Raw genomic sequence first — 11926 nt, forward strand, 5'->3', positions numbered from 1 at the left:
TGATGAATTCAAAAAACACAAGTGATCAACAAGGTATAACGGCAGATATTAATGAATTATTGAGTTTGCGTTTTCAGGCGCAAAATATTCAATTCTTTAATAGTCAACGTGTTAATACCAATCAGGTCGGTCAACATGTCTCACGCGCCAGAGGACGAGGAATGGACTTTGAAGAGGTCCGACATTATCAACCAGGTGATGATATTCGTTTAATGCATTGGCCGCTAACCGCGCGGCTTGGTAAACCTTACACCAAGGTATATAAAGAAGAGCGAGAACGTGCGATTTATTTTATCGTTGATCAAACTGCATCGATGCAATTTGGAACGCGCGTTTGCTTTAAAAGTGTACTAGCGGCTAAGGTATGTGCATTATTAGGTTGGGCGGCACTCAATCATCATGAACAAGTCGGTGGTGTGGTATTTTCAGATGAAGGGTTATATCAGTTAACACCAGCACGTAGTCGCACGCATTTATTGAAGTTTTTCAAATGCCTGAGTGACCCAGAGAATATGCTAAGACCATCAAATAGCAACTCAATGGCAATGACACTGAAGAATCTATCAAAAACACTTAAAAGTGGCAGTGTTGTAATTGTGATCAGTGACTTTGTGCATTTTGATGATGAAGCTGAACAGTATTTGAAGTTAATTAATCGCAAGAGTGAGATTATCCAAGTATTTACTTATGATCCATTAGAAGCGAGTTTACCTGATAGAGGGCAATACTGCTTTAGTGATGGACAGCTGCATTTCTTAGAGCTAAATGCCGCGGATAAAGACGTGCATAAGCGCTATGCCGAGCCATTTAATCAGCGCCTAGATAGGATCAAAGCATTATCAAGCAAACACAATATGCAATTTGTCGCATTAGCAACGAATGATGATGTAGTTAAAACCTTAAATCATGGGGTAATGCGCTATGGCTACTGATGTATTAGCAGGACTAAAAGACATTCATCTTCCGCCTGCGGTATCGATTTGGCCGTTGGCAGTGGGTTGGTATATTGTGGCCGTTGTTGCCTTAGTTGTGATTGCGCTAATGATATGGTTCTTAGTCAAAAGGATTAAAGCATATCGCCACAAGCAAGCAATAATAAAGATGTTTGATAAAACAACGCAAGCTGCTCAGTTAGAAAAACCACAGGCGTTGATATCAGAGGTTTCTATTTTTTTAAAGCGAGTTATTATGCAAGAGCTTAAAGTTGATAATGCACATCTATACTTCGGTGAGGATTGGTTGAAGTTCCTAGATCAACAGCTTAAAACAAATGATTTTAGTCAAGGTGATGGGCGTGTGTTATTAGCTAATTATACATCAAAAGAAGTCAGTATTGATGAGCAACAAGCACTGATTATATTAACGAAAAAATGGTTAAGGAAAGTGTTATGATGACCATCGCTTATCCTTGGATTTTTGCTTTACTCTTATTACCCATTATCTTGCGTTTTGTGTTACCAAGAGTAAACAATAGTGATGCGAAACAAGGGCTTAGAATTCCGTTTTATACCTCATTGCAACAAACAATGACTGAAGGTGAGGCTAAACGAACACTTCATTTGTCATGGTTTAAACATTTACTATTAATCATCTGGTTTTTATTGGTTGTTTCAGGCGCTGGTGTGCAATGGTTAGGTGCGCCATTAACTTTGCCACAAACAGGTAGGGATTTGATGTTGGCGGTTGATCTCTCAGGCAGTATGCGTACACCAGATATGATGGTTAACGGCAAGGCTGAGTCAAGGATTGATTTGGTGAAAACAGTTGCTAATGAATTTATTCAAAAGCGCGAGGGCGATCGTTTGGGACTTATTTTATTTGGTTCTAAACCCTATTTGCAAACGCCATTAACCTTTGATCGCAAAACTGTTGGACAAATGCTAAATGATGCGACCGTTGGTATTGCAGGTATTCAAACGGCGATAGGGGATGCGATTGCTCTTGCGATTAAGCAGTTGATGCATTATCCCAAACAATCACGCGCGCTGATTCTCTTAACTGATGGTGGCAATAACGCCGGTGTTATTGATCCTGATATGGCAGCCAAGCTTGCCAAAGATGAACATATCAAGATTTACACCATTGGTTTGGGTGCAAAGCAGATGACGATGCAGACGATGTTTGGTCCGCAAGTTGTTAATCCATCAAGTGATTTGGATATTGATGGCTTGAAAAAAATAGCACAGATGACCGGTGGTGAGTTCTTCCGTGCTGAAGATGGTAAAGAGTTGCAAGCGATTTACAATAAAATCAATCAGTTGGAGCCAGTGAAATCCGATAAAATCACCATTCGTCCGATAACACCGTTTTATCCATGGACTTTGGGGGCTGCGATGATCTTAAGTTTTATTCTGGCATTGTTATGGATTAAAAGAAGTCAAAGGAGTGTTATATGAGTTTTACTGATTTTCATTTTTTTCACTTATTTAACTCATTTCACTTTTTACGTCCGTGGTGGTTTTTGTTGATCATTCCTGCAATTGTTTTATTCATTATGATCTTAAGAGTTAAGAGCAGTGGCAATAACTGGAGTGCGCATTGTGATCCACACTTATTAAAGCATCTATTAGTCGGGCAGCAGGCACGTAAGACTCGGATGTTACCAGTGATGATTTTCTTATTGTGGTGTATTGGCATTGTCGCATTGGCAGGACCAACATGGTCACAGTACCCACAACCGGTTTATCAAAAAGTGGCAGCACGTGTAATTGCCCTAGATGTCTCACAAACTATGAATGCCAATGATGTCCCGCCTACACGGTTAGAGCGAGCACGCTTTAAGGTATTGGATTTACTTAAATCGATCAAAGAGGGACAAACAGGAATGATTGTATTCTCGAGTGAGCCCTTTGTGGTATCGCCCTTGACGGCTGATAGCAATACGATTGCTAATATGGTGCCCTCATTGGATTCAAGCGTTGTTCCTGTTGCTGGTGATAATATCGAAAAAGCATTAGTAGAATCAGCAAAACTCATCAAACAGGCGGGATTTGCTCACGGTCAAATTGTTTTAGTTACTGATAGTACACCGTCATCTGCAGCATTGATAGAAGCCAGAAATTTAGCAAAAGAAGGTATTAAAACCTCTGTATTAGCAATTGGTACAGCACAAGGTGGGCCAATCAAAAATAGTGATGGCGGTTTTGTTACTGATAAAAAGGGACAAATTGTCTTTGCTAATATGAATGCTGCTGAATTACAAAAACTTGCAAGCTCAGGTGATGGGCAATTTAGTTTAATTACCGATAATGATCAGGACGTCACCAAAATGCTAAGTAATGATGGTGATGGCAAGACACAAAAAACAGAAGCACAAAAAGCCAATGCATTGTGGAAAGATGAAGGACATTGGTTTATTTGGTTATTGATTATTGTGGTGGCATTAATTGCACGAAAAGGTTGGTTGGAGAAAGTATGTCGATAAAGCGTATCAGTGGGTTTGCAGTGTTATTATTGCCGACACTGTTGTTGGCAAACACTTGGCAGGATTTGTGGTTAAATAAAAATCAACAGGCTGAAAACTTATTTAATGAGCACAAAAACAAAGAAGCAGCAGCGATGTTTAGTGATAGTCGTTGGCAGGGTGCTGCATTATATCGTGCGAAAGATTATAAAGCGGCATTAAGTGCTTTTGAAAAAGATGATTCAGCCGTTGGATTGTATAATCAAGGTAATGCTTTAGCGCAATTGCATGAATATCAAAAAGCAATCGCCGCCTATAAAGCAGCGTTAGCCAAAGAGAGTGACTTTGCTGATGCTAAGGCCAATCTTGAGTATATTGAGAATCTATTAAAACAGCAACAACAACAAAAAAATCAGCAAAAGCAGGATCAGAAAAATTCTCAAAATAAAGAGAATAAAGATCAGCAGAATAAACAACAGAATACGCAAAATAGTCAAAACAATCAAAATAATAAGCAAGATCAAAAAGATCAAAAAGATCAAAAAGATCAAAATCAGCAGAATCAGCAGAATCAGCAGAATCAGCAGAATCAGCAGGGTCAACAAAATAGTGATCAGAAAAATCAGCAAGATGACCAAAGTAAGCAAAATAAACAAAGTAATAAAAATAATCAGAATCAAAATGATCAACAAGATCAACAAGATCAACAAGATCAACAAGATCAACAAGATCAACAAGATCAGTCACATGCTAATCAACAACAGAGTGATCAAGATAGTAAGAAGAATGAGCAAAATAAGAAAAATAAGCAGAATGAACAGAGTCAAAGTAATCATAGCAATGATCAGCAGAATATAGATCAGCAGCAAGAGCAAAGAAAACAAAAAAATCAAAAAGGTCAAAAAGGTCAAAAAGGTCAAAAAGAGCAACAGGATAATACATCCTCGACTGAAAATGCTCAAAGTGCTCAAAGTGAGAAAAACAAAGATAATGATAAGAGTCAAAAAGATCAGCGATCACAAGCATTAGCAAAAGAGAATGAAAAAGATAAAAAAGACAAAGAAGATGATCATGATCAGTCACAAAAGGTAGCAATTTCAAGTGCACAAGCACGTGAAGATGCACTGCGTCAGAAGAAAGTTGATGCGATTTTGTCACAGATTCCAGATGATCCAGGTGGATTATTGAAGCAGAAATTCTTAAGAGACTATGAGCGACGTCAAACATCGCAAAATGGAGGGAATAATGATTAGATTTATCAGCAGAGTAAATAAGGCATACAAGATGGAAAAGATCAAAAGAACAATGAGTATTCTTATACTTATACCTGCGTTATTTATGTTTATGGTGCAACCATTGCATGCTGCTGTTTCTGCATCAGTTGATCGCACACAGGTAGCAGATGGTGAGAGTTTGACGCTAACGATTAAGCTTGATGATATGAATGAACATCCTGATTTGGCACCATTGAAGAAAGATTTTGATGTTTATGGTACCAGTACCAGTAGTCAGACGAGCGTTATTAATGGCAAAAGCACTTCAGATATTTCTTACATTGTGACTTTATTACCTAAAAAAACTGGAAACATCACCATTCCAGCATTAACTGTTGGGCGTGAGCAAACTAAGCCATTGACAATTACGGTAACAAAGGCAGCACAAGGATCTCATGGTAAACAAACGGCAAATGTCTTTTTAGATGCATCTCTTTCCAGTGATAGTGCTTATGTTAATACACCAGTGCTCTATACTTTGAAACTATACTATGCAGAGCCATTATCTAATTTAAGTATGCAGCCACTACAATTAGCTAATGCAACGATTGAGTCTTTTGGCAAAAATAGTCAATATCAAGCACAACAAAATGGTAAAACCTATAATGTGGTTGAGCAGCAGTTTTTAATTACAGCCAATCAGGCAGGTGAGATTACTATTCCACAAAGCATCATTCAGGCAGCGATTCTACAAAACAACCCAAATTCATTTTTTGCCATGCAAAGTGCCAAACCAATATTGGTGAAGTCAAATCCATTAACGTTGCATGTGAAGCCAATTCCACAAAATATTGACATTAATGATTGGTTACCTGCCAATTCAGTTACGTTAAAGGATAGCTGGTCGAGTGATTCCAATGAGCTAACCGTTGGTGAGCCGGTAACGCGCACGATTGTATTAACAGCAACAGGTGTACAAGCAGCTAGCTTGCCTAATTTAACCTTTCCACATGCTGATAGTGTGAATGCATATCCAGATAAAGCGCAAAGCAAAGATTATGTGGAGAATAACCTACCGGCAGCAAGTAAAGTCTTTAAGGTTGCTTATATCCCAACACAGAAAGGTATTATTGAGTTTCCAAAGATTACAGTGCATTGGTTTGATGTGAAATCACAGACTATGCAAACAGCGATTTTGCCCGCCCAAACCTTTAAAGTACTGCCTGGCAAAGTGATAACACCTGTGCAAACCAGTGCGATAAATACAGCTTCTGTAGCACAGCCTGCAAAAACAGTCATTAAGGTAGTGCATAGCAAATTATGGATGGTGTTAACGATTATCTTTGCAATCTTATGGTTAGTTACATTGATCCTATTGCTTACTATTATTAGCAAGTTTAAATCTAAGAAAGTATCACCAACTTCACATGAAAAAGTATCACTTGAGAAGCCTGATATTGATCAGACGCTTAAAGAGATAAAACGCGCATGCGATCATAAAGATTTAGTGGCAGTTAATAATGCAATTGTCTCTTGGGGTAATGCTTTATTCAATCAAAGCTTGTACAGTGCAATGGATGTTGCTTCTGTCATTGATAATAAAGCGCTTAAGGTAATGCTTACTGCTGTGAACAAAGCACTATATGCTAAAGGTGAGTTTGTGGAATATAGTGAATTGTATCAGCATATTAAGTCATACAAGATAAAGAGTGATAAAGACCAAGAAATATTGGCGTCATTTTATCCAAAGTAGCTTTTTATAAATCTTTATTTATTCAGTGAATGCCCTAATTTGGTCACGAAACGTTGACTGGTGACAATTAAAAAGAACACAATTGCCAAGATAATAGTGGCAATTGCTGAGCTTGCCACTATCATCAAAATCCACAAGAATATGACAAAACTTACTGCAAACCAGTTAAAGCCTCCTTGTTTTATTTGCAGTACAGCATAAATTGTCATCATGACAGTAACAGCAAGATTACTCAGTAAAAAGTCTTTTTCTGGTAGGGTGGCTAATAGCAACGCCAGTACAATAAAGACAAATAAAGTCATCAGTTTGGTTGATAGTTTGCGACTACCTAACACAGCTAATGAAAGTGGCGCACCCATATAACCTAATATGTTAAAGCCCGTGGTGATTACCATTAATGATGCCCAGCTTGCAGAATTTAACAAAATAACAATGCCAATAATGAAGTTTAAAAATAACGAACGTTTAGAGAGATGATGCACTGGACATAACTTAGCAATCCAGCGTGGCATTTGTCCTTTTTCAGCCATCGCATAAAGCATTCGTGAGCAAGAACCCATATAGGTTAAGCCAGTAACTGATGGGCTCACGATCGAATCAGCAATTAATAAAATGGTTAAGAAATTCAAGCCAAGGAGCATGGTTAAGTTAACTAAAGGGCTTGAGAAATTAAGAGCCGCCCAACCTTTAGCTGCAACATCATGCGGCATTGCCGTCATAAAAGTAAATTGCAGTAGCATGTACAAGATCAGGGTGACAATAACAGAGATAATAATCGCTAATGGAATATTGCGCGTTGGGTTTTTAATCTCGCTGGCAAATGATGCAACCACTTGAAAGCCGTTAAACGCATAGACAAGACCCGCACCAATCAGTGCGGTTTGAATCGAGCTTGCTGTGTAGTGATTAACCGCAAGATTAAGGTTCGTGGTATCAAAGTGTGCAGCTAATAAAACGATAATAGTTAGTGTTGGAATGCTGATTTTAAAAACAGTTGAGATGTTGTTGACATAGGCTAATAGCTTAATGCCAAAGTAATTCACGATAAAATAAACCGCTAAGATAATAATCGCAAATAGCTTACCTGACCAAGTTAGACTCTCACCATGATATAAAGTCGTAAACTTGATAAATGGACTTAAATATTGCACTGTTGCTTGTGCCTCAGTTGGAATCATCGCCAACAGTCCAAACCAGATGGCAAAAGCAAAGACCATACCAAAATCTTTACCATGACTTAGTGATACGCATTTGGCATTTAATCCACGCTCAGGGAAAAGTGCGCAAAGTTTTGCGAAACATAATCCAACAATAATGGCGATAAAAGCCGCACCTATCCACGCAATAAATGCGTAATTTCCTGCTAATTGTGCATTGAGTTGTGCACTAAAAAGCCAACCAGAACCAACCATTGATGTGACTGGAATGGCGATGGCTGAAAATAATCCTACTTTGTGTGCTTGCACTTGAGTAATCTCCCTAATATTTTATACCCTAGACATCAATATCGTATCAGTCTATGGATAAAAATCATTATAAATTTTGCTGATTTATTTAAATATCATTCAAGTACCAAATGGTGAGCTAATGGCTGGTGTAAAACGCCAAGAAAACGCTGCAAAAAATGTAGTGTTAAGTATATAATGCCTTACATATATCTTCATAAGCTAAGTAATTATGTCCAAAAATAAAGTCACTTTATCGAACAGGAAGCGTTTAAGTGAGCTGCAAAATGAGCCTGTGAGAACCATTGCAGATGTTAGGCGTGAGCAGATTCAATCGATGCGTGAAATGCATATTATGCCCGAGGGCAAGCTTGAGCTTGCGATTGAGCAAATGGTCACGGATGTGGTGTTTGAGCTAAGTAATCTGTATCGTCAGTGGAGTCAACCGCTTGATTTTAATCGCTTTCGCTATAGTCCGAATGAACGCAATAAAAAATTATTATCTGAGCTTAAGATGTTTTTGAATGAAATTGCAGACTGGTTAGTAACCAAAGGGTTTCGTGGTGAGGAGTGTAAAGAAAAATGCCAAGAAATCGTTGATCGGATTACCCATGGGTTACATGTTGAAGGAATTCCAATTGGCCACTTATACTTACGTGCGCCGAAAGGTCAAAGAAAAGAGAGTTTTTAATTAATTATGTCACTACTTTATGGAATACACGCGATCAAGGCGCGTCTTAAACTACATGCCGATGGTATTAAAGTGATCTATTGTCTTAAAGGTAAAGATACATCCCCAAGATTGGGTGAATTAAAGTCATTGATGGCCAAGAAAAATATTGAGTTTAAGCTTGTCAATAAGGAGAAATTTCAATCATTACTACAGTCTCATGAGCTTGAAGATGTGGTGCATCAAAATGTATTGGCAGCTTGCCAAAGCAACATTAAGTTGTATGAAGAAAGTGATTTATCCGACCTTGTCGCAAGTTGCTCAAAAACGCCTTTTATTTTAATCCTTGATGGCGTTCAAGACCCGCATAATTTAGGTGCATGCATTAGAAGTGCTGAAGCTGCGGGGGTTGATTTTATCGTTTTCCCAAAAGATAACAGTGCGACGATCAATGCAACGGTTGAGAAGGTTGCCAGTGGTGCAGTAAGTAGCATGAAGCTTGTCTCAGTCACTAATCTCTCGCGTGCTATTGGCGTCTTAAAAGATGAAGGTATATGGGTTACAGGGTTAGCTGGTGAAGCTGAGAGTTTGATCTATGATAGCGAGTTTAGCGGTGCGATTGCTTTGGTAATGGGGGCTGAGGGTTCAGGTCTTCGCTTTGGTACGCGTAAGATGTGTGACTATCTTGCTAAACTGCCAATGCAAGGTCAAGTATCGAGTCTCAATGTCTCAGTTGCAGCTGGTGTTGCTATGTATGAGGTCGTGCGTCAGCGCCGTGAGTTATTGGCGCAAAATTCAAACTAGGAGATTGTTTTGAAGTTAAAAAAATCAAAGCCTATGCAGTGGGTTATTCTGGTCATTTTGTTGTTTATCTTTGCGGGCATTATGGTAGATGCTTTGCATAGTCGTTATGAAAGTAAGCTGACGTTAAATACCTCGCAACGTCAGGTTCAAGCCGATGCCAGTGCCTTATTATCTTCCATTAAATTGACAAGTGATGAGATACAAAACTATCAGTTGGGGTATCATAATTTTGAACAAGGCAATTGCCCTCTTGCTTATCAGCAGCTTTTGCCTTTTGCGCGAAGTGCGGATACTAATGCCACTTTAGTGATTGGCTATATGTATGAGTTTGGTTGTGGCGTTGCCAAAGATATGAAAACAGCTAGTCTTTGGTATTATATTGGCGTGCAACGTAATGCCTATAATAAATCACCGATGTTGCGTGGTTTGCACGCATATAATAGTGGTGATTATAGAATGGCAGCTGAGTGGTTTCGTATGGCCAGTGAGCTTAATGTCATCAGGGCATAACTAAGATGAAAGCAGATATCTCATTGCTCTCATGGTCAGATGTTTTGGCTGATTATAAAAAAAGCACTGAATTTAAAGAAACCTTGGCTTTTGTTAATAATGCGCGACAACAAGGAAAACAAATTTTTCCGCAAAAGGAAGATGTCTTCAATGCATTTAAATTATGTCCATTTGAATCGCTAAAAGTTGTTATTCTCGGACAAGACCCTTATCACAATATCAATCAAGCTCATGGTTTGGCGTTCTCAGTGCAGGCAGGTGTTAAACTACCGCCGTCACTTATGAATATTTATAAAGAGTTGCACAATGATTTGAATGTCGATATTGCGAAAACAGGCGATTTAAGTGCTTGGGCAAAGCAGGGTGTATTCTTGCTCAATACCGTTTTAACAGTAGAGGCGCATCAAGCACATTCGCATGCTAATAAAGGTTGGGAGCAATTTACCGATCATGTAATTCGTCAGATTAGCCAGAATAAAAGTCATGTTGTTTTTTTATTGTGGGGGGCTCCTGCGCAAAAAAAAGCACAATTAATCGATCACGATAAACATTTTATTTTAAGGTCTCCACATCCGTCACCTTTGTCGGCGCATCGTGGCTTTTTTGGCTCGAAACACTTTTCTCAAACAAATAATTATTTATTAGCGCATGATTTATTGCCAATTGATTGGAAAGTGTGAGACAAGTGGTTAAGCTCAAAAGCAATTTATGGTAGACTAACGCGCATATTACAAATTGTTATAAATGAAGCTTTATCAATATGGCACGATTAACTGTATTAAAATATCCACATCCCTTTTTAAAGAAAAAGGCAGATCCTGTTGCTATTGATGCGATTAATGATGCGTTACGTCAAACGATTGCTGATATGTTTGAAACAATGTACGCAGAGCATGGTGGTGGCTTAGCTGCCACGCAAGTGGGACTTAATATGCGTTTGTTTATTATGGATGGCTCTGAGAATAAAGATCAAAAAATCGTAGCCATTAACCCTGAAATCATCGAACGCAAGGGTGAAATTGATGATGAGGAAGGATGTTTGTCATTCCCTGGCGTCTCAGCTAAAGTTAAACGTGCTGAGTGGGTTAAAATGCGCGCCTTAAATGAGTTTGGTGAAGCATATGAAATGGAATGTGATGGTTATCATGGACGCTGTATTCAGCATGAGATTGATCACTTAGATGGAATTACTTACTTCGACCACTTATCGGCACTGAAGCGTAAGATGATCGAGAAGAAGTATAAAAAATTGATGCAGGAAAATGCTGAAGGTTAAATTTATGTTTTCACCGTTAGAATATTGATTGACACCCTAAAAGTATGGTTAATTATTGCAATGATCTAAAGGTTGTTAGTTACTAAATTTATATTCGTATACATACTTCTGCCCCCATTTACAGTCTTCTTTTTCACCTTGGCAGGAGAAACCGTGCTTTTCTAGAAAATGTTTAGATATTGGGTGAGATGTTGTGGCAAGAATACCTAAAATACTATTACCATCAAAGCTTTCATGATACTCATGCGATTTTTCAAACCATTTATATGATACGGACTTTTTTCTTAAATCTTGAGTGTATTCATTTAGACCCCATTTAGCAATACGCGAAGCAATTCCCTCTCCCCAAATTGCGACTAATTGCGTATCCTCACTAACACGCTTTTGAACCTGTTCTGAAGAGTTGATGTTTTTATCATCAATGAAACATTTCGATTTTGAATCATAGATAGGGTGCATTAGTATTGCACATTCTAAGAAATTAGGTTTTTCTGATCCACCTAAAACTACTGTGCCCACAGGTATCCACTCATTCCCAATACCTCGCTCTATAACATGTATGTAACGAGGGTCATTATTTTCATATCTCGCTAAACTTCTGACAAACTGAAAGTCAACTTGATCTGCAGTTCGTGTTTTGCCATCTCGAAAATAAGAACAAACGGATTGGGATGCGTGTAAATTATACCAAAATTGCTGATCCTCCCACTGCAATGGTCGAGTTCTTAGATCTTCGGCTTGATATTCAAGAGAAAAGCCCAAGGAAATTAAACTTGTCAGCAGTGTCGTAGTGTATAAGACTTTGTTTTTAAACATCATTTACCTCTTTAAATTTAATGTGATCATATATT

The 11926-nt window shown here is 38.4% G+C and carries 13 protein-coding genes; 11 read left to right on the top strand and 2 right to left on the bottom strand.

Annotated elements, in window-relative coordinates; translation table 11 throughout:
• Nucleotides 1-2 precede the first annotated feature (2 nt).
• The 6 genes from IE867_RS08730 to IE867_RS08755 are packed head-to-tail and all read left to right on the top strand — an operon-like array spanning nucleotide 3 to nucleotide 6370.
• Nucleotides 3-932, top strand: a complete 930-nt coding sequence (locus IE867_RS08730) for a DUF58 domain-containing protein (protein ID WP_192484337.1) — start codon at nucleotides 3-5, stop codon at nucleotides 930-932.
• Entirely contained in the window at nucleotides 922-1392 is a 471-nt protein-coding gene (locus tag IE867_RS08735) for a DUF4381 domain-containing protein (protein WP_192484338.1), read from the top strand. The genes IE867_RS08730 and IE867_RS08735 overlap by 11 nt, the downstream gene beginning before the upstream one ends.
• Nucleotides 1389-2396 carry a vWA domain-containing protein gene (locus tag IE867_RS08740; RefSeq protein WP_192484339.1) on the top strand — a complete coding sequence of 336 codons (1008 nt, stop codon included), beginning with the start codon at nucleotides 1389-1391 and terminating at the stop codon, nucleotides 2394-2396. The genes IE867_RS08735 and IE867_RS08740 overlap by 4 nt, the downstream gene beginning before the upstream one ends.
• Nucleotides 2393-3424 (top strand): vWA domain-containing protein, encoded by a 1032-nt coding sequence (locus IE867_RS08745; RefSeq protein WP_192484340.1) that lies wholly within the window; start codon nucleotides 2393-2395, stop codon nucleotides 3422-3424. The genes IE867_RS08740 and IE867_RS08745 overlap by 4 nt, the downstream gene beginning before the upstream one ends.
• A complete protein-coding gene (locus tag IE867_RS08750; protein ID WP_192484341.1) occupies nucleotides 3415-4656 on the top strand; it encodes a tetratricopeptide repeat protein in 1242 nt (413 codons plus the stop codon). Before IE867_RS08745 ends, IE867_RS08750 begins: the two co-directional genes overlap by 10 nt.
• A complete protein-coding gene (locus IE867_RS08755) occupies nucleotides 4649-6370 on the top strand; it encodes a BatD family protein (protein ID WP_192484342.1) in 1722 nt (573 codons plus the stop codon). The genes IE867_RS08750 and IE867_RS08755 overlap by 8 nt, the downstream gene beginning before the upstream one ends.
• A gap of 14 nt (nucleotides 6371-6384) precedes the next feature.
• On the opposite strand, the gene IE867_RS08760 is transcribed toward IE867_RS08755, so the two are convergent.
• The gene (locus tag IE867_RS08760) at nucleotides 6385-7836 is read right to left on the bottom strand and encodes an APC family permease (RefSeq protein ID WP_318779339.1); all 1452 of its coding nucleotides are present in this window, start codon (nucleotides 7834-7836) and stop codon (nucleotides 6385-6387) included.
• 211 nt (nucleotides 7837-8047) lie between these two features.
• On the opposite strand from IE867_RS08760, the gene IE867_RS08765 reads away from it, so the two are divergent.
• The 5 genes from IE867_RS08765 to def all read left to right on the top strand — a co-directional run bounded on the left by IE867_RS08765 (nucleotide 8048) and on the right by def (nucleotide 11075).
• Nucleotides 8048-8506, top strand: coding sequence for a hypothetical protein (locus tag IE867_RS08765; protein ID WP_192484343.1), 459 nt, complete (start codon nucleotides 8048-8050; stop codon nucleotides 8504-8506).
• 6 nt (nucleotides 8507-8512) lie between these two features.
• Complete coding sequence (gene rlmB, locus IE867_RS08770) at nucleotides 8513-9289, top strand: 23S rRNA (guanosine(2251)-2'-O)-methyltransferase RlmB (protein WP_203249874.1); 777 nt, start codon at nucleotides 8513-8515, stop codon at nucleotides 9287-9289.
• A 9-nt stretch (nucleotides 9290-9298) separates the two neighbouring features.
• Nucleotides 9299-9799 carry an SEL1-like repeat protein gene (locus IE867_RS08775; RefSeq protein WP_192484344.1) on the top strand — a complete coding sequence of 167 codons (501 nt, stop codon included), beginning with the start codon at nucleotides 9299-9301 and terminating at the stop codon, nucleotides 9797-9799.
• Between the two features lie 5 nt (nucleotides 9800-9804).
• Complete coding sequence (gene ung / locus IE867_RS08780) at nucleotides 9805-10479, top strand: uracil-DNA glycosylase (protein ID WP_203249875.1); 675 nt, start codon at nucleotides 9805-9807, stop codon at nucleotides 10477-10479.
• Nucleotides 10480-10559: 80 nt separating this feature from the next.
• Nucleotides 10560-11075 (top strand): peptide deformylase, encoded by a 516-nt coding sequence (def, locus tag IE867_RS08785; protein WP_192484345.1) that lies wholly within the window; start codon nucleotides 10560-10562, stop codon nucleotides 11073-11075.
• A gap of 75 nt (nucleotides 11076-11150) precedes the next feature.
• Here the strand turns inward: def and IE867_RS08790 are convergent, their stop codons facing one another.
• Nucleotides 11151-11894 carry a hypothetical protein gene (locus IE867_RS08790; protein ID WP_192484346.1) on the bottom strand — a complete coding sequence of 248 codons (744 nt, stop codon included), beginning with the start codon at nucleotides 11892-11894 and terminating at the stop codon, nucleotides 11151-11153.
• Nucleotides 11895-11926: the final 32 nt, after the last annotated feature.

It is taken from the genome of Cysteiniphilum marinum (assembly GCF_014857925.1).
Classification (GTDB): domain Bacteria; phylum Pseudomonadota; class Gammaproteobacteria; order Francisellales; family Francisellaceae; genus Caedibacter; species Caedibacter marinus.